The sequence below is a fragment of the Planctobacterium marinum genome, assembly GCF_020687805.1.
Classification (GTDB): Bacteria; Pseudomonadota; Gammaproteobacteria; order Enterobacterales; family Alteromonadaceae; genus Planctobacterium; species Planctobacterium marinum.
The window spans coordinates 480,005-497,845 of sequence record NZ_JAJEWQ010000004.1 but is presented as its reverse complement, the minus strand read 5'-3'; the positions used below and the strand labels follow the sequence as shown (position 1 = coordinate 497,845).

The following is a 17,841-nucleotide window of genomic DNA, read 5'->3' as shown; positions in this document are numbered from 1 at the left end:
ACTGATTGAATAAAGATGTTGAGGGTAGGCTGCATATCGACGCTTAGGCTTACCACTGCTTGTGATCATTGGCTTCTTTGGTGAGTACGCGCATTTCAGTTTTTGCCAGTCGGTCTTGCAGCGATTGTTTATTTTTAACATCCAGCAATACCAGCAACGTTCCCAGTCCGCCTAAAGAAAACACCATGCGCAAAAAGGCACGGCCATAACCCATTGGTTTATCGTTGGTGCTGAACAACCTCATACGCCAGGCACGCATGCCAATGGTTTGCCCACCGTTGCGCCAGAACCAGACAAAAAAGCCTGTCACCCAGAGAAACACCCAGCCCTGAACAATGCTTTTGTACAGCACAGAATGTTGAATAATGTCGCTGACATGCTCATAGCCTTGTTTATCCAGCACGCCATTTTCAAACAACAAGATCAGCGTAACCGTCATTACCATAGCGGCAACCATACCTACCGCGACGGCAACTAAGATATCGTAAACCATGGCCGCTAAACGGCGCAAAAATCCCGCGCGCGGGAATCCGACTAGCAATTGCTCTTTAGGCACACATAATACTCCGAGAAATTTGCGCAAAGTCTACCAGTATCCAGGTTGTTTTTCTGCGCTTTTTAACCCGAGGCTCTCCCTCTGTAACCCCTTGACAAGGAGAACCCGAAAAATCCGGGTATTATTTCACCACACTGACCAAAAAGCGTAATAAAACACTTGCATGTAAAATCTCACTGCATATAATTCTCGCCTCCTGACCGGCTAATGGTCAGAAGAAATTGGTAGACATTACCTGACTAACAGGTAACTAAGAAATCAAAACACAATATGATGTGCCAGAGTGGCGACAAATTTGTAGGGAACAAATTTGAACATGCGAAGCATGGCCCGAAGGGCGAGCACCATGGACGGTAGCGAGTAAATTGGTAGACATTACCTGACTAACAGGTAACCATGAAACCAAAAAACAATATAATGTGCCAGAGTGGCGAAATTGGTAGACGCAGCGGATTCAAAATTGCCTGTGTCTAGCGGCATCAAGATGGCAAGTCATTGAAAGGTAAGCACCTTTAGACTTTAAAAAGCAAAAAATTGCTTGCAAAGATTTGCAAAGTTTTAGTACTTTGCAGACATCAAAATTTGATGCCAGAGTGGCGAAATTGGTAGACGCAGCGGATTCAAAATCCGCCGGTGGCAACACTGTGCCGGTTCAAGTCCGGCCTCTGGTACCATTCTTTGCAAGAGATTTTAGCTTATTAAAACCGACCTTCGAGTCGGTTTTTTTGTGCTTGTAAATAATGAAAGCACATATACTAAACATAATACACAATGGAGTTCGCAAAGCTTTCATTCATTCAAAAGGTATTTAACGAGTTTTTATGCGCTCCACTATATCTTCGTATTGTTTTACATTGATTCCTAGAAGCTTGAAAACTAATGTTCTGATAATAGACCTAACGACACTTTTAATCTTTGCGATATTGTTTGTTAGCAAAAAACCGGTAGACGCAAGAAGGAAAATTACTACTTTATCCATCATATAGGCTAGTGGTTCTAATGTGTCCCAGTTTGACATAATCTGCTGAGCTATGCCGGGGGCTATTTTTATACAAACGAAGAATAGTGCAAGGTAAAACCCTACCAGGAAAAATGTTTCGATTCTTTTAATCGCTTTAATACCAAAAGAATAAAACGTTTCATATTCTTGCTGTTTGTTTTCAAATGAAAAATCCAAGTTAAACTTTGTAATGCCCTTTTCTAAAATATAGTATTCATACAGGTCAGATACTTCATTTATGCAACATTGGATGTCCTGTAATTCAATTCTTTCATTGAGCATAAGCTTGTTTGCCAGCTTTTCTATTTCACTATTTGGTGACGTTAAAACTCGAAAGTTTTTCGTTAAGGCACTGTTTATTATAAAGCATTCTTTAGATGTACGTTTCAGGAGATACTTTTCTATATTTTCTTCTTCACTACCGGCTTCTATTAAGCTTGCAGCCACTAGAAGTTCGAGGTTGTTGGTATAGTGAAGACCTTTAAATGGCTTGATTTTTCTGAGATTTCTTAAATCATTTTCTCCTTGACCTTCCATAAAAGCTTTAACACAAACTGAAGTCTGCAAATCATTATCTTTTACTTTTACAGTGTGTTTCTGACCCTTTAAAAATCGGTATAGCATCAACTCTTTATCTGATGCCTTACTTAATAGACTAGACTCCAAGTCTTTTAGATGAACCATAATTTATCTTTCATTCCATGCAGCATGTCTGGATCCCAGTGGTTAATTTTCAACAAATCACTGGTTAGTTGTGCAAGTTTGTGTGGGTAAGTAGTGGTCACTGGCTTCATTGCTGGCATGAATGATTTGTGAGAGAGATGAGAAAAATACAAAACTTGTTTAGTTAGTTCATAGATGTCTTGATAAGTTGAACGTGAATCCAATTTTATTTGAAGAGGTTTGCTTCCTCGGCCTCCCATACAAAGAAGCGCTCTATTTGATGTCAATTTGACAAATGTTCCTCTTTCTAGCTGCTGATTTTCATCTACAAAAAACTTGTATGGATGGTCAAAACTTACACTTAAAATTGCATATTCAATTTCATATTCAACAAACTCTTCAAGACACTGCTTTATTGCTGATATTTCGTATTTCCGACTGGCATCTTTAAATATGTGGAAAATTAATCGGATCTTAGCGCCTTTTGTGATACCTCTTGAACCAATAATTTCATTCAACGTGCTTGTTAGATAAGTACGCAAATTATCTCTGTAATCATCCAACTTGCACAGTGGACTACAACTTCCGACCATATAAGCACCATGATGGTCGAATACACTTGCGAAACCTATATTTCTCGTTTTTTTATCGTCTATTGTTGATCCTACGCCAATCACAAACTCATGATACTCAAAGCCGTCTTTTTCTATCGCCCAGGGTGTCCCCCCTATTTTTGAATAAATATTGAGCGCTAAGTTTCTAACATGGTAATCATTGTTCTTTCTGGCATTTTCAACCAACATGGACTGTGATGGGATTTGTTTACTTATTAATTTAGCTTTAAGCCTATTGTAAGCTGATTTTTCCGCTGACTGCGTTTTGTCTTTTTGAAATAGAAAAAACAATGCAAGGTCATATTGCTTATTTTCAAACTTAGAAATGTGCTCAATATGCTCTCGGCGATCTTTTCCAACATACAGATTGGTGATTTCTATATGAACTAAATGGAAAATATCAGACAGATTTTTTTTAAGGTTAGCAATTAGCCTTTCGCATTGTTTTGCTTCAGTATTAGGAATAAATGTGCATATTGTTATCTTTTGGCCACTAAAAACGTCATAACTCAACGGTTTCAGTTGCTGTATGGCTGTGTTTATAAAGCCTCTTGTTGTTCTGTGATTGTAATAAAAATTTGTTGGCTTTCTAATCTTACTTTGTTCAAAAAGTGTGTTAGGGAGTGTTAAATAATTAAACTTCTTGAAAATTTTAAAATCGGAAGAAATCTCATCAATATTATTGTTTAAGTACTTAATCGTTTTGGTAATGAACTCAAGCTCTTTACTCTTGTCCCGGAGCCTCTCCTCTATAGAGTCATACTTTGTCTGGAGTCTTGAACGATCAAGATATTTTTTTATGTTTGCTCTCGAAGCGATTATAGATTCATTCTTAAACTGCCAATCTCTGGTATCAATTCCATTTTTCTTATATACCTCGACAGACTGCTCAAATCTAGGCTTATATTCTTTTGATAAGGTCATTACAAACGTTATGTTATCTTCGCTAATCAACGGATTAATTGAATACTTACATACTGGAACCAAGCTCAATAAGCCTATCTCTGACGGCTCTTCAGAACTAATATCAAATGTTGATTCCGAAGAGTATTTCAGATGGTATACATCTCTACCTTTACCCTCAAAAAATATTTTGAATAAGTTTGATATAAGTTTTGCGATCAAGTGAGGATTTTTCTTCACTTCAACATTTTGTAAGTTGAACCCTACAGGGCGATTTAGTCCAGATTTACTAGGGAGTGCATACAAATAACTTCCATTCCTGTAATAGAAATATCCATCCTGTTCTTTAACGCATTCTTTGAATAACTCATCACTATATTCACACGAATATAAATCTACTGCTTCTCTCGATAATTCTAATTCGAAAAAGTTAGGCTGAATCTTTGCCACTGAATTAAAGTTTTCCAAATATCACCCCTATAGTACCCAAGTCAAAAATCCTATTAGAAAGGTAAAATATTACATTCCCTAACATAAATGTAAGTGCAAAAATCAAGTCAAATATAAGACGTAATTAGTATGCCGCTGGTGCTGGATTAATGGGGTCCGATAGATATGCTACCCTCCACTTTTCACCAGCTAAATCTAATGGGCCATTTTTATCATTAACAATCCTGATCGAAATAACTTGTCCTTTATTAGGTATTTCAAGGCCTAGATCTTGGCATATTCTTGGATGATCATTTTGATGCCCTAAGATAATGATGCCCTCCTTGCTAAGATAGGATCTAGCACCACCATTAGCCCTTACACGTTTCATGGGATCGTCCTTGGCTTCAGCAACTGTTGCTATAGTTTGTCTATCGATCAACTCACCTTGTTTCAGGCGAAATAATTCATTCAAGCGTTGCTGGCCTGACTCCTTAGACCATATCTGCTCAATTACATCTTGTGACCAAATAAAAAGTTGGTTAATTGACATCTTACCGTCGTCAATTAGCCATAAAATTTCACCTCGACCAGCTTTACTTATCGTCCTTTTACCGTCTTGGTTTTTCCCTTTATTTAGAACTTCTTCGCTGATCCTTATAAGGCCAACACTAGCTGTACCTTTCTCATCATCAGCTCGAACAAGCAAGCATATGTGACCCATAGCTTCTCTTGGAATTGACCATCCCCAAGTATGACCGGTGTATTTACAATCCACTTCGATACCATTGACCTGGTAGTCCATGTCCTCACCTTTGGAAAGCCCAAACTCTGCACGGAGCAAGATTTCTACTTTTGTACCTAAATACGTTTTTTCTGTTTTCTCCAACTGTTTATAAGTGAAGCGTCCTGTTCTTGGACCATCGATCACTTCATCTATTGCCTTTCTAATGGCATCAATCAAGCGGCTTTCATAGTTGGTTTGGCTTATAAACCATTTATAAACTGAGTCTAACTCTTTGTCTTTGATGATATTGTTGTTCGAATCCATGACACTGACATCAATAATTTTAAATTGCTGCCAGTGTCAGGTTTTATCGTCGATATGTCAAAATAAGGGAGGAAAATCAGGCATTATTATATGAAGCTAGTAACGCCAGAAAAGAATTTACTATGCCATCTCAAATTGCTTTGAGGTCTCTGCAACTTTTGACTCTTGCATATACATATCAGGATTAAAGCTTAATGCTCTAAAAATTTCCTTTCCTACAGCGTGTGCAACCGGTGGTGGAAAAGCATTACCAATCTGTCTATATGAATGAGTTTTCTTACCAAAAAACTCCCAACTGTCTGGAAAGCCTTGGATACGTGCAGCCATTCTTAGAGATAGATAAGGCATATGTTCGAAACCTTCTTTACCAATAAAGTCTTGAGTAGGAGAATCATACTGGACTAAATGCCCATTCACATTTAGCTCTTTCCAAGCCTTTTTGGCACGAGTAGGTCCTAAATCTGGACCACCGTGTTTCTTAGATCCTCCAACTAATGTAGGAGCTATTTTATTTGCTTTTAGCATCCATTTTTTAGCATGAGGCCAACCATTCTTAGCCACGAGGTCGTATAGAGCTTCTCCGACAGTAGGAGCTGAATTTGGCTCTTCTTCCGGCCAGCTAAAATGCGGAAAATACTCTGTTTTCATTGCAACTAAAATTACTCTTGGGCGCAATTGAGGTACACCAAAGTCAGATGCATTTAATAGTTTCCACTCGGAGCTATAACCAAGTTCTTCTAATTTGAGAGTTATCGAATTCCTGTATTCAGTAAACTTGTCATCTAAGAGGCCCCGGACATTTTCTAACATCACGGCTTTAGGTGATGCTTCTTCAACTATTCTAAGAGCTTCATCGAAAAGGTTTCTTTCGTCCTGAGCACCAAGTTGTTTGCCTGCGGCTGAGAATGGAGGACAAGGAACGCCCCCGGCTACAAGATCAACTCCTCTAAATTCTCTTGCATCAAATTTCCTGAGATCTTCTTCAAGCACCAGCCAGTGCTTTCTATTCAAGCGCAATGTTTCGCATGCATGGTGGTCGTTTTCCACTAGGCACAAGTGCTCAAATCCTGCTTTTTCGAGACCAAGTGCTTGACCACCAGCCCCGGCGCAAAGTTCAATTGATGTGAACATGATTTTTATTCTCCCAATACATGATCAAATATACAGCATTTATCCATATTCTAAAAGAACTAAGGGCTAATCTGTTCATATTGACAGGACAACTAGATAAGGATCAAGTTCTTGCCAGTAGTGCAAGAAGTTACCTTCCCATATCTGGTACATCTCTCTACCTTGCTCAATAGGAAAGACACCAAACAAGGTCTGAAAGATGCCAGCCTGAAAGTCGAAGTCCAAATCCTTAGCCAGTTCGGCATACGGGCCGATGCCGACATAGGTAAAGTCGGTGATGTAGCAGAAGTGCCAATCGTCACCTCGTTGTTCAAGCCTGATCTCGACAGGATGAAAACCACCCTCTTCGGCTGAGTAGTTTGGATCACGAAAGTTGATGGTGACGCTATCACCCGTTACTTCGTGTTGGGTTAACAGTTCTGTGATGGCATCAGCCAATCGTTTGGATACGGGCCAAGCAAGCCCATCATATTGAATACGCATCTTGTTGGCCTTTATATAGTTGGATAGGTGAAAGGCCTGTAAGTACCAGTTGCTACGAATACTAATTTAACGGTATACACAATCAGGAGCCATATGTATGTCGCTTCAACTCGATTTCTCAAAAATCATCGTGCCGCTGGATAGCAAATTGACAGATTTGCTCTCAGCGGTGTTCCGGCAAGAAGCCGATGAACATGCCACGCAGAACAAACTGGTAATGCAGTTTCCAGACGCTAATTTCAGAGCCAAGGACATCTTTTTACTCCACACCCGTGCTATTGATTCATCAACACACCTGATTGAAAAGGTGTACTGCATCAAAGAGTCAAAGCATGAGCGGTATGTATGGGCACTTATCGCCAGTGATGGTGAATTTGGTACACCATTACAATTGCAGTTCTGCCAAGCGTCATGGTCACTAATCGATGTACTTCAATACTGGCAGCGCAAGGTGCTGGCTGATATCGCTCAGTATGAGATTGATATCAACTATGACCATGCGAGGATTGAAGACATCAATGATGCCGCGTTACAACGTGTTGGTTGAATGGTACTTACAGGTCATTAATGGCAGGTCTGTGGTCATGGAGGGTACCAACCCACAGACCTGTTTTCTTATGCCTTTTTACTGGCATCGGGCTTTGCTGGTGTCTTCTTTACCTGTTGAGGTGGTTGCAAAAACGCATCCAGCTCACCTTTTTCTGTGGCCTTGATGATGGTTTCTATGACCTCTGGTAGCTTGGACTTGTCACCCACATCAATCGCCGGTTTGTCCTTTTGCAGATCAATCGGCTTGTTGTTGACCTTCACTTCCAGATAGTAATGACCGTCACTGTCGTAGTACCAAGGCCGGACGTTGATTTGTCGTCGTTGTTTGGTGCGTTCGCCGGTTTGTGGATCTTTTACCGTCTTTTCGCGGTAAGCTTCGAACGGACGCTTTTCTATCATGCAGGTGGCCATCTCTTGCTGTTGTTCCAGCTTTTCGATGAGCTTTAAACGCTTACCAATGATAGGTGGTTTTGGCTCGATTTTTGGGCGAGCGATAACCTTGAGCGAACTCAATACTGATGGTGTCATAATGTTTACCTCTTTGGGTTAGTGAGGGCGTATAAAGCCCATAGTGGTTTGTGGTTGTTTACGTTGGTTTTCTTCTACCAACAGGGTGATGGCAGAAAGTCGATGATTTTGTTTTGGCCTGAACTGTTTGCGTCTGGCCAATATGGCAAAGTCACCCGGTGTCAGATGGTGAAGCCGTGTCAGTGTATGTTGTTCATCTGCGGTTAGCCGGTTGATACCCAGTACCTGCTTATAGAGTTGAATTACCTGTTCCGGCTTCAGGTAGGTACATTCCAGTTTGAAATCAAAACGGCGAAGCACGGCCTTGTCTAACCGGCTATCGAAGTTGGTCGCAGCAAACAGTGGTTGGGTAAAGCACTCTATTTGGGTCAGAAACTCGTTCACCAACTGGAGTTCGTGGTGTGCGGTCAGTGCTTCACGGCTAACCAACAGACTGTCTACCTCATCAAGCAGAATGACCTTTTCTTCGGTATGCGCACGGTGGAATAGCTCGGCAACATTCTGCTCGCTTTCGCCAACCCACTTGCTTAAGACATCCGAACATTTAACGCGAATGAGGTCGCGTTGATTGATATCAGTCAGGTAATGGGCAAAGGCGGTTTTACCGGTTCCAGGTGGACCAGACAACAAGACCCGAGCAGGTTTATTGTGCTTTAGTGCATAGCCCACTTCATCAAGGTAGCTACTGGGCTGCTTTAGATTGAGCAGCGATACATCAAAGTCCAGTTCACCCTGATACTGTGCTTTGCTGTCCCATAGCCCTGCGGCTTGCAATGTGCTTTCAACCACCTCATGCATCGTACTTTGTGCGCCTGTACGCTTGGCACCAACAGTTCTAGCAACATGCGTAGCGTTAGCAATAATGGCAGGTGATACGTTGTTTATGCGCGTTACGTTGCGCTTAAACGATGCTGACAGGCCAAGCCCTTTAAAATAGCGTTTGCACACGTGCTGTATGTCTTCTGGCCTTGGAGGTGGTACCTCGCTTACCAACTTAAAGCGCCGGATAAAACTTGGCTCCAAACATTGCACATGGTTGGTGATCCAAATGCAGGGTATGGCATTGTCTTCGATAAACCGTTGTAAATGCTCTTTGCTGTAGTGCATATCAGCCAGTTCAAACAGGCTTTCACACTCATCAATCAGCAACATGGCATTGGATTGATTGGTCAATAAACTGGTCAACAGTGACAGGTAGCGTAACCTCTCTTTGCCCGGATAACGACTGTGAAACTCATCTTCGCCGTGACGTTTAGACAATCCCGTTGAGCGAACTTCATATAGTACGAGGTCGCAATATTCGGCCAGTGCTCTAGCCAATTCCGTTTTACCTGTACCTGACTCGCCATAGAGCAAAATACTGGTGCCACGTTGTTGGTTGAAAGTGGCCGCGTCCAGATAGTCGGATAACAACGCTGTATTGACCTGCGGAAAGTCATCTAGCTGAAACTGGGCAGAAGCACTTGGCATCAACATCGGTTCAATCAAGTCTTCACGGTTTTTAATCGTCTCGGTAACCAACTTGTTGAGTATTGGTTTGGGTATTTCGAAGCTATCAATCGCGACATATTCTTTGTCGTTGATAAGACCGAATTGAATTAATTTGTCGGTAGCGTCATTGAATGCGGCGCTGCTAAGGCCGGTAATATCCAGCAATATGCTGTTTAGCCCGATTTCACTGGTTCGCATATGCACCATAGTCGCCACGTTTTGGAACCATTGGTTTGACTGGCTGAGTAGTACAAATTGAATAAGCTTCTCGGCCGCTTTGGGCAGGTTAAGCAATTGCCGGATGAACTGGCAATTACTCAAAAATACCTTGGTGGTTTGTGGATACCTATCTTTGATTGTCAGTACGGGAGCAAAGTCTTTGAGCCGACCATAACTATATGGCTCAGTGGCCGGTACTTTCTGACCACGAAGATAGGTAATGGTCTCACCATCAATCAAGTCAGCATCAATGTGACCGGCGTAGTGCAACAACCGTTTGGTCCACTTGCAGGCCATGTAGTGCAGTAAATGTGGATTGTTTAACTGGCGCTTTAACATGACTGGCTCCCTTTACTCTGATAGCTCAGTTGTGCAGCGGCCTTTTGCATGACCTGTTGGTCACGTTTGTCATACATGATGGTGGTCGCAATGTCGGCATGACCGGCCATCTGTCGGACGGTATTTAAATCAACGTTCTGCTCAAGTAGACGAGTGATAAAGGTTCGCCGTAGGTCGTGAGGTGACACACCATCTATACCAATAGCTGACAACGTTTTACGAATAAGTGAATAGATAAAGCTGGATGATAGCTGGCTACCTTGTTGAAGGTGACCACCTCGCGCGATGCGCAAGAACAGGTAGCCATCATCTGTACCTCGTAGACTGAGCCAGTCAATCAATACCTCGAATGCCCAATCAGGCAAATATACCGTGCGGCTCTTGTTACCTTTACCTTTTTCGATATGCAGGGTCTTGTGCTCTTGCGAGTAGTTTGAAACTTTAAGCGCAATCAGCTCACTACGCCGAAGGCCAGTGCCTAGCAGTAGTGCGAAGATGGCATGGTCACGAATGCCAGTAACAGACTGGTTTTTACCAAGTTGACCAAAGAGCTTTTCAACCTGCTTGGCATTAAGTGGTGTGCCTTTATGGGCACCGTGTTTGACCTTGGTGATGGCCTGTAACTGCACGGCCTGCATTTCTGGTGCAATGCCAGACATCACGGCCACTTTGACGATATTACGTATTGCCGTTATGGCACGGTTGATTGACCTGGCTGACCAACCGGCACTCATTAACATTGCCTTGATATGACTGGCCTGTTGATAATCAATTTTATGAAACATTGCTTTACGATCCTGCTCAGGCCAATCAAGCAGGTCTGCGATGCTGTTTAGCTGTGAAGCAATGGAACGCTGACTATTAGACGCAAGGCGGCCTAAATACAGCGTGTAAGGACATGCTGTATCCATTAAATGCTCCGATAATGGGTTAAAAATGCTTAAAAAGTGGGGTATATGCTTGGATAAGCTGATAACAAACTAACAGAGGATTTAAGACAGGAATACGACTGTTTTGTACCGAGATAGAAAGGTTAAGCAGTCGCGAATTCGCGACCAAAGCGATTACTTTATGCTATACGCTTGCCATGTGAATTAGGGGCTATGAGTAAAGCACTCTGAACAGACTTTCGATACTTTTCTTGATTTACTGTTCTTCTATATTCAAGCAGCAAAGAAAATAGTTTGCTTTTATCGTCTCTGAGAATTTTCGCGTTTATAAAATTCGCGATTTCTTTTTTTCGTTTATGACTAAGCCATTCGAAAAGTTCTTGCTGCAATTTATTAAATTCTTCATCAGAAAAATCATCACAACTTTTAGTTGAAAAAATCCCGAGGTCAATAGGTGGTTTCATGGGTGGGTAATTATTTGATGCTTCCTTATTTTTACTTTCTGCTGGAGTTTTTGAGACAGGAGATTTTATATTGGTTTTGGATTTTGGGTTTGCATTTTTAGTGGTGCGACGAGAACTGTTAATGGGTACTTTCTTTTCAGTATTGTCTGCTTTGTTCACAGCAAGACCCAAATAAACTTTAACTTCATCAATGAAGTCGTCTTTTTTAAACTTCTTAGAATTGTAGGCTTGTCTCGAATTTAGTCTTTCCCAAATGGTGTTGTAACAGGCTCTAAGTTCTTCAATGGAGCTGAACTTTCCCCTTGTGAAAGAGATTAATTCATCTAAATGGTAAGCTCTTACAGTACCTATTTTTTCCAAGTCACCTTTGAAAAACACCAACTCGACTCTTGCACGTGCATGCTCCTTATACGCCTCTTGCTTACATATTGGAAACACTGCTTCGATGAACTGAGCTACTGTATCGTAACCGAGGCGCTCGTGGTAACCGAACGATAAAAGGATGTATATAAGCCTTCTCTTTTCACTTGATAGTTCCCCTAATCTCTTAATTTTGAGTAACACTGCTTTTTTGTCCATTGCTTGATAGGTTTCAAGCACGTCTGCGCGGACAAGATGGAACTCTAAATGTGAATCAGGTGGAAAATTAAAATCGCTCATGACTATTCCTGCTCACTTACGCTTTTGAACTGACGTAAAGAAGGATCTCTTGCGGTTTCTGTTCCTTCTAAAATTGTTGCATTGAATCGTGCAAGATGACCTTGCATGATTTCTACATAGTCCACAAACCACCTTAGTTCATTAGGGAATTCATAATCTAAGAAATGCTCATAATACTTCTGAAAGAATTTAAACTTATCCGACATCGGTAACTCCTCAAAGTAGTACTCAGCTCTACTTCTGTATTTCGCTATGTGTTCATGTGCTTTTTGTCGTTCAGTAGCATCTCGAGCACTTAGCGTATCAGCAAAAAGTTGCCAAGCTTTATTGGTAATTGTGTGTGGTAAAACCTTTTTAATTCGATTAATGCCACCAAGAGCGTCAACTAGTTGATATAACTGAGAATGGGTAGAGACGACACCGAGCGCTAAACAATTCTCAAGTGACCACTCCCCAATACGATCCTCGCCAATTAATTGAAGTTGTATGAGTCTAGCGATATTGAGCTCTTCAAAATCCTGCTTTCTGCCTCTAAAGAACTTCTTTCTAAATGCTTCTAAGCTTTTACAACCGGTATCCTCATAGTGTGCTCCTTTTAGAATCTCATTTAATGCGATTATGTTTTCGGGATATCCCATTGAGGACGCCGCTTTTGCCAGTCTCATATAGTATTTCACGTAAAATCTCGTCATTGAAATTATTATTATGTTGATTATAATGATGTGATATATTTTGTAAAAGTCAAGTGTAAAATGGTTTGTGTTGGTTTTTGTGTTAATTTTAAGGTTTTTAATATGAAAACATGTTGTTGTTCTTGGTTTTTATTATGAGAACATTTTGGGGTTGTTCATGATGTTGGAGGGGGAGAATGCTAGACGGTAAAAAGAAAGCAGGCCGTAGGTTTGTAGATCTTGAAAGAGGGCGATTGATTTGCAGAGTCATAAGGTTAAGCAATAGCAATGATATCAAGCTCTCAAAATTGGCTGTGGATATATGCATGTACCTGATTTCTCTAGGAAATAGGAAAATAGTTCAATCAGTGTTTTACAAAGATTTGCATTCATTGGCTAAAAAGGTGGCTGAATACTCTGGTAGGGAGACTGTACCTACAAAAGGAGCGATGAGTTCTGCGCTGTCTAAGATATCTGCTGCTGGGCTGTATCGCTATTCAATCGATGTACCTAACAAGAAGGCTAAGTTCGGTGAACATAGAGGGATAAAGCTAACGCTTTGTGATGACACAGAAAAAGATAGTTAATGTAAAAAAATAGCGAAATAGTAAACATTTAGTAATTTCATTATTAACGCTGTACTAATTTAATAGTGAGATTGTTATGAAGAAAACAGTTAATAACAGACATGTAGAAGCTAGTTCATTTATCTTATCAAAGATGTTAGATAAGCCTGATATACACTCAAAATTATCTATTGATATGATCTCTGTAACTATACCTGTACCAAAGGAACATGCTAGGAAAGTGCTTAGTTTGCAAAGGTATAGGACGGCAGACTATCAGTTTAAGTTAACCTTGTTAGAAGGCAAGGAAGCTGGTCAACAAAAGTATAAGCGAAGATTGGACGCCCACTTTTCTGATGGTTCTACCCTGAGTATATTTTTATTTGGATTGAATGAATTTCAAAATCCAGTAAAGATATTCTTTAATCCGAATAATGTTAGCGCACAGAATGTTGCAACGGTTCTACTACTTATTCAGGAACTGTTAGGTCATAGCAATTATCGACTCTCAATGCTAAGAGGCAATGTAACCCGAGTTGATTACTCGTTTGATCTTCCGAATGTTCCATTTGAACATGTAATTACAGACTATTCTTATTCTCCTCCTTACGAGCCATTTTTTGAGGAAGATTCAAGAACTGGCTTTCGATATGGTGATAAAACAGGGTGCCCAATCACTGCGTACGACAAGGCGAAAGAACAGGGTGGTGAATACCTCGGCTATTCAAAATACACTCGAATAGAAAAGCAACATAAACCGAGAGCACGAGGAGCAAAGTCTATGTTCAAAGTTGGGGACATGGATAAGCAAAAATACTCCTTTCAAGGCCTTATCTTTTACGATCCAATGATCTTAATTAATATGCCAAGTCGAGTGACTACGCTCATTGAACAATATGGTATTGGCAAGGCTCTGTCGTTACTTGATGAACCTGACCAAAGAAAGCTGCACAAACGCATGGAAAAATATCGTCTTGTCAGAGGGACTGTGTTCAAAAAATCGCTGGAGCAGGTTTATCAGAATAAAATGGAAGAACTGAAACTTCTTCTTGTAGAACCTCAACGATTTGCTGATTGAAATGTATCAGTCGCGAATTCGCGACTGACTAAATTGAACAACTCGGAACTAAGACAACAACGATAGAGCTGCCTGAGGTCTGTTATTGGCCTGCGCTAATACACTGACCGAAGCCTGTTGAATGATCTGGTTTCTGGTCAGGTTGGCCGTTTCCAGAGCATAGTCAGTATCCCGGATTTGGCTTCGTGCAGCACTGACGTTTTCACTGATGTTGCTCAGGTTGCGGAGTGTTGATTGGAAGCGATTTTGTAGCGCCCCTAAATCAGCGCGATATCCATTAATTGTTGATATAGCGGAATCAATAACGGCTAAATTGTATATAGATGCTCTTTCTTCATCTTCAGGTGGAATTATTGGATAACCTTGCAGGCCTACTTGTTCAGGACTAAGGCCGGTTAAACTGGCAGCGAGTATCTGGTTGGCTTTTGCGGTTTCTAAATTGTTAACTTCACCAGCTAATCGAAAGCTAAGAGACTCTACATTTGTTGTTGTGAAGGAGTTGTTGACGTTGTCGATACTTGCCTGAAATGAATTGTCGACTAAGCGTATTGAAAGTCCGAGCATTATCATATTTATACTAGTATCAGCCCCAAATGTTATTTGCCCCGGTGTATGGCCTATTGAATAGGGATTCGAAAAAGGTTCATTGATGTACCGATATTCGCCACCATTGAGACTAAACTGTAATCCTGTGATGGTGCCTAATTGAGGAGGGTTAGGTAACGTAAACGTCGTGCCTAGGGAGTTTTGAATACCTTCAACTGAATCTTCACTAATACTTTTACTGCCATCTAATACCAGTTTGGAAAGGCCCAGTGCATCTGCAGTAAATCCGCTTTCTCTTGTTATATCTACATTAATTGTTTGCCCAGAATTTGCACCGACTAGAAAGTTTTCGTTGTAAGTACCATCTAATAGATTCTGCCCAGCAAATTCGGAAGTATTGGATATGCGAGTTATTTCTTTATTTAGCTCATCTACTTCTTCTTGGAGTGCATTCTTGTCAGGTTTTGAATTAGTGCCATCTCTGGATTGGATGACTAACGTTCTCATACGTTGTGCAATCGTAACTATTTCTTCCAGTGCGCCATCTGCGGTTTGAACGACAGAAATACCGTCATTGGCGTTTCTTACCGCTTGGTCTAGTCCGGCTATCTGACTGCTCATTCTGTCGGATATTTGTAGCCCGGCAGCATCGTCGGCAGCACTGTTAATACGAAACCCTGACGATAGACGCTCAAAGGAAGTAGACAGGCTATTACCAATATTTGTGATGTTCCGTTGGGCGGTCAGTGAAGATATATTGGAGTTAACGAACAAGCTCATAACCGACTTACCCCAACAAACTCAGGGCAAGTTGTGGTTGGTTATTAGCTTGAGCCAGAATACTGGTCGAAGCTTGCTGGACGATTTGATTTTGGGTTAGTTCAGCGGTTTCGCTGGCATAGTCGGTGTCTCGGATGCGACTTCTGGCAGCGGATACATTTTCTTGTTGAGTCTGAATATTACGCAGTGTCGATTGCATTTCATTGACGTTGGCACCGTAGCTACCTCTGTAGCTGCCAACAGTCTCGATTGCATTATCGATAAGCGCCAAAGACTTTTCTGCGTTCTCGGCACTGCTGATATCCAATGTGGCAAGCCCCAAGGCTGCAGTAGTGGCTGGCGTATCATTGATACCAATAAATTCCAAATCAGTATCGGCAGTATTGGTGGCGGTTATCCTGACATTTCCAGCCAGGGTAGAGTATTTACCTTGGCCATTACCTAAAGCGTCCCAAGAGGCTGTGATATTGAAAACGCCCTGTCCTGTGGCCATCAGGATGAGGTTTTCGCCGACAGTGTCTATATGTAAGGTTTCGATGTTAGTGGTTTCGCCAGCACCTGCATCGGGTGTAGAGCCATTATTATTCAGGTCATTTTCCCCCGAATAAGTAAAGTTCCCGTAACCGCTGACCGCTTGAACGCCGCCGGTATTTAACAGCGTGTCGTTATAGCTTGCATGGTCGGCGAAACCATTTTCAGAGGTGAAGACTTTATCTTTGAAATCGCTACTATTCGCTACGCCATTTGATGTCCAACTGTGGTTACCCAGCTCAGTTCCGACCAAATGTGTTCCGTTAACGGTGAATATTTGAATATCATCCTCTGCACCTGGCAGGCCATCAATCTCAATATTCACATTGGTTGAGCCTGCCGGAATGTACCCAAATGGCGTAAGCCCTGATGGTAACCCTGTATTCTCAACACCATTAGCAAGTACGTCACCAATACTTTGGATAGGCGGCACATTATTAATGCTTTCACCCAGTAACGGATAACGGCCAAATGCTTGGGTGGTATTGGCGATGCGATCCATTTCTGTTTTTAATTGCAGCACCTCTTTATTTAGTGCTTCCCTATCAGCTTCGGTCATGATGCCGTTCTGAGCCTGTACTGCGAGTTGTCGCATACGCTGTAATATTTGCGTAGTCTCGGCCAAACCACCTTCCGCAATTTGCGCGTAACTTATACCATCATTGAGATTCCGCACGACCTGCCCATCACCTAAAACTGACGATGTCATTCGATTAGATATTTGCAAACCCGCCGCATCATCGGCTGCGCTGTCAATACGAAAGCCTGAAGATAATCGCTGGAATGACACATCCAATGCGGCACTTGAATTAAACAGTTGCCGGTTTGCCTGTAGGGCGGACACATTGGTGTTTACAAATAAGCTCATGCCATTCCTGCGTAGTAGCGTTGTGAGTAAAAGGTCAATGGAATACGCCATGACCAGACACTTGAGCTATCGACGCAGATACGGCGTTACAGGATAGGAAATTTTCTTATCGAGAAATTAGTATGCATGAATTGAGAAGGTGGCTAATTGTGCAACGATTCGGCTTCTAATAGGCCGTTACGTAACGCCATCTTAGTCAGTTCAAACGAGTTGAAGGCACCCAGCTTATTGAGCAAGCGAGTGCGGTGTACATGCACGGTTTTTACGGCAATATCTAACTCTCTGGCAATATGCTTGATTTCCATGCCTTTGGCCAAACAGTCGAATATTTGCCGCTCACGCTCGGTTAGCTGATTGATGGAGTCCAGTTCATTAACGTCACTGTTATCTAACGCTTGGTGGACGCATTCATCAATAAAAGTTTGGCCTTGATGCACGGCGTGAATGGCATCGATTAACGCTTCCGGTGCTGATGCCTTTGACAGGTAACCCTGAGCGCCAATATCCAGCGCCTTGCGAGCATAAGGCGCAGAGTCATGCATACTCAGGACGATGGATTTTGGTGGATTATCAATGCCAGCAATATGCTCTAACAAGGTAAAGCCATTGTCAGATTGCAGTGAAATGTCAGTTACCACGATGTCTACCGGGTGCTGGCATAACAGTGTTATTGCATCGGCTACGGTTGAGGTGTGAAACACAACGGCGATATCTGCTTCTTGCTCAAGCAGTTGTACGAATCCAGTGCGGACAAGTTCATGGTCATCTAATAATGCTACGCGGATCAAAGTACTCTGCCTTCTAAGCCGATTTCCTATATGCTCTTAAAGT

The 17,841-nt window shown here is 41.7% G+C and carries 17 protein-coding genes and 1 tRNA gene; 4 read left to right on the top strand and 14 right to left on the bottom strand.

What is annotated here, in order from left to right:
• Window positions 1–49 precede the first annotated feature (49 nt).
• Entirely contained in the window at window positions 50–556 is a 507-nt protein-coding gene (locus LJ740_RS15700) for an RDD family protein (protein ID WP_324255621.1), read from the bottom strand.
• Window positions 557–1,143: 587 nt separating this feature from the next.
• Here LJ740_RS15700 and LJ740_RS15695 point away from each other — a divergent pair.
• A tRNA-Leu gene (locus LJ740_RS15695) sits at window positions 1,144–1,230 on the top strand.
• Window positions 1,231–1,364: 134 nt separating this feature from the next.
• Here the strand turns inward: LJ740_RS15695 and LJ740_RS15690 are convergent.
• The 5 genes from LJ740_RS15690 to LJ740_RS15670 all read right to left on the bottom strand — a co-directional run bounded on the left by LJ740_RS15690 (window position 1,365) and on the right by LJ740_RS15670 (window position 6,830).
• Window positions 1,365–2,240 (bottom strand): hypothetical protein, encoded by an 876-nt coding sequence (locus tag LJ740_RS15690; RefSeq protein WP_229530055.1) that lies wholly within the window; start codon window positions 2,238–2,240, stop codon window positions 1,365–1,367.
• Entirely contained in the window at window positions 2,228–4,204 is a 1,977-nt protein-coding gene (locus LJ740_RS15685) for a Piwi domain-containing protein (RefSeq protein ID WP_229530054.1), read from the bottom strand. The genes LJ740_RS15690 and LJ740_RS15685 overlap by 13 nt, the downstream gene beginning before the upstream one ends.
• 106 nt (window positions 4,205–4,310) lie before the next feature.
• Entirely contained in the window at window positions 4,311–5,216 is a 906-nt protein-coding gene (locus tag LJ740_RS15680; RefSeq protein WP_229530053.1) for a NaeI family type II restriction endonuclease, read from the bottom strand.
• Window positions 5,217–5,336: 120 nt separating this feature from the next.
• A complete protein-coding gene (locus LJ740_RS15675; RefSeq protein WP_229530052.1) occupies window positions 5,337–6,347 on the bottom strand; it encodes a DNA cytosine methyltransferase in 1,011 nt (336 codons plus the stop codon).
• Window positions 6,348–6,422: 75 nt separating this feature from the next.
• A complete protein-coding gene (locus LJ740_RS15670; RefSeq protein WP_229530051.1) occupies window positions 6,423–6,830 on the bottom strand; it encodes a DUF2787 family protein in 408 nt (135 codons plus the stop codon).
• Window positions 6,831–6,927: 97 nt separating this feature from the next.
• Between LJ740_RS15670 and LJ740_RS15665 the strand changes: the two genes are divergently transcribed.
• Entirely contained in the window at window positions 6,928–7,377 is a 450-nt protein-coding gene (locus LJ740_RS15665; RefSeq protein WP_229530050.1) for a hypothetical protein, read from the top strand.
• Between the two features lie 68 nt (window positions 7,378–7,445).
• On the opposite strand, the gene LJ740_RS15660 is transcribed toward LJ740_RS15665, so the two are convergent.
• The 5 genes from LJ740_RS15660 to LJ740_RS15640 form a co-directional block, all read right to left on the bottom strand.
• Complete coding sequence (locus tag LJ740_RS15660; protein ID WP_229530049.1) at window positions 7,446–7,907, bottom strand: DUF6641 family protein; 462 nt, start codon at window positions 7,905–7,907, stop codon at window positions 7,446–7,448.
• An 18-nt stretch (window positions 7,908–7,925) separates the two neighbouring features.
• A complete protein-coding gene (locus LJ740_RS15655; RefSeq protein ID WP_229530048.1) occupies window positions 7,926–9,956 on the bottom strand; it encodes an AAA family ATPase in 2,031 nt (676 codons plus the stop codon).
• Entirely contained in the window at window positions 9,950–10,867 is a 918-nt protein-coding gene (locus LJ740_RS15650) for a tyrosine-type recombinase/integrase (protein WP_229530047.1), read from the bottom strand. The genes LJ740_RS15655 and LJ740_RS15650 overlap by 7 nt, the downstream gene beginning before the upstream one ends.
• Before the next feature lie 158 nt (window positions 10,868–11,025).
• Entirely contained in the window at window positions 11,026–11,970 is a 945-nt protein-coding gene (locus tag LJ740_RS15645) for a hypothetical protein (RefSeq protein WP_229530046.1), read from the bottom strand.
• Between the two features lie 2 nt (window positions 11,971–11,972).
• Entirely contained in the window at window positions 11,973–12,635 is a 663-nt protein-coding gene (locus tag LJ740_RS15640) for a hypothetical protein (protein ID WP_229530045.1), read from the bottom strand.
• A 203-nt stretch (window positions 12,636–12,838) separates the two neighbouring features.
• Between LJ740_RS15640 and LJ740_RS15635 the strand changes: the two genes are divergently transcribed.
• On the top strand, window positions 12,839–13,228 hold the full coding sequence (locus LJ740_RS15635) for a hypothetical protein (RefSeq protein ID WP_229530044.1): 390 nt from the start codon (window positions 12,839–12,841) through the stop codon (window positions 13,226–13,228).
• Window positions 13,229–13,304: 76 nt separating this feature from the next.
• Entirely contained in the window at window positions 13,305–14,285 is a 981-nt protein-coding gene (locus LJ740_RS15630; protein WP_229530043.1) for a hypothetical protein, read from the top strand.
• 48 nt (window positions 14,286–14,333) lie between these two features.
• Here LJ740_RS15630 and LJ740_RS15625 read toward each other — a convergent pair whose 3' ends face one another.
• From LJ740_RS15625 to LJ740_RS15615, 3 genes are all read right to left on the bottom strand, one after another.
• Window positions 14,334–15,611, bottom strand: a complete 1,278-nt coding sequence (locus tag LJ740_RS15625; RefSeq protein ID WP_229530042.1) for a flagellin N-terminal helical domain-containing protein — start codon at window positions 15,609–15,611, stop codon at window positions 14,334–14,336.
• Between the two features lie 7 nt (window positions 15,612–15,618).
• The gene (locus tag LJ740_RS15620; RefSeq protein ID WP_229530041.1) at window positions 15,619–17,010 is read right to left on the bottom strand and encodes a flagellin N-terminal helical domain-containing protein; all 1,392 of its coding nucleotides are present in this window, start codon (window positions 17,008–17,010) and stop codon (window positions 15,619–15,621) included.
• Window positions 17,011–17,153: 143 nt separating this feature from the next.
• Window positions 17,154–17,798 (bottom strand): response regulator, encoded by a 645-nt coding sequence (locus LJ740_RS15615; protein WP_229530040.1) that lies wholly within the window; start codon window positions 17,796–17,798, stop codon window positions 17,154–17,156.
• Between the last annotated feature and the right edge of the window lie 43 nt (window positions 17,799–17,841).

Excerpts from the sequence above, each read along its gene's own strand:
- LJ740_RS15645 (WP_229530046.1), bottom strand. The coding sequence starts at position 11,970 with ATGAGCGATTTTAATTTTCCACCTGATTCACATTTAGAGTTCCATCTT.
- LJ740_RS15660 (WP_229530049.1), bottom strand. The coding sequence starts at position 7,907 with ATGACACCATCAGTATTGAGTTCGCTCAAGGTTATCGCTCGCCCAAAA.
- LJ740_RS15665 (WP_229530050.1), top strand. The coding sequence starts at position 6,928 with ATGTCGCTTCAACTCGATTTCTCAAAAATCATCGTGCCGCTGGATAGC.
- LJ740_RS15630 (WP_229530043.1), top strand. The coding sequence starts at position 13,305 with ATGAAGAAAACAGTTAATAACAGACATGTAGAAGCTAGTTCATTTATC.
- LJ740_RS15640 (WP_229530045.1), bottom strand. The coding sequence starts at position 12,635 with ATGAGACTGGCAAAAGCGGCGTCCTCAATGGGATATCCCGAAAACATA.
- LJ740_RS15620 (WP_229530041.1), bottom strand. The coding sequence starts at position 17,010 with ATGAGCTTATTTGTAAACACCAATGTGTCCGCCCTACAGGCAAACCGG.
- LJ740_RS15655 (WP_229530048.1), bottom strand. The coding sequence starts at position 9,956 with ATGTTAAAGCGCCAGTTAAACAATCCACATTTACTGCACTACATGGCC.
- LJ740_RS15670 (WP_229530051.1), bottom strand. The coding sequence starts at position 6,830 with ATGCGTATTCAATATGATGGGCTTGCTTGGCCCGTATCCAAACGATTG.
- LJ740_RS15625 (WP_229530042.1), bottom strand. The coding sequence starts at position 15,611 with ATGAGCTTGTTCGTTAACTCCAATATATCTTCACTGACCGCCCAACGG.
- LJ740_RS15635 (WP_229530044.1), top strand. The coding sequence starts at position 12,839 with ATGCTAGACGGTAAAAAGAAAGCAGGCCGTAGGTTTGTAGATCTTGAA.
- LJ740_RS15675 (WP_229530052.1), bottom strand. The coding sequence starts at position 6,347 with ATGTTCACATCAATTGAACTTTGCGCCGGGGCTGGTGGTCAAGCACTT.
- LJ740_RS15680 (WP_229530053.1), bottom strand. The coding sequence starts at position 5,216 with ATGGATTCGAACAACAATATCATCAAAGACAAAGAGTTAGACTCAGTT.
- LJ740_RS15650 (WP_229530047.1), bottom strand. The coding sequence starts at position 10,867 with ATGGATACAGCATGTCCTTACACGCTGTATTTAGGCCGCCTTGCGTCT.
- LJ740_RS15690 (WP_229530055.1), bottom strand. The coding sequence starts at position 2,240 with ATGGTTCATCTAAAAGACTTGGAGTCTAGTCTATTAAGTAAGGCATCA.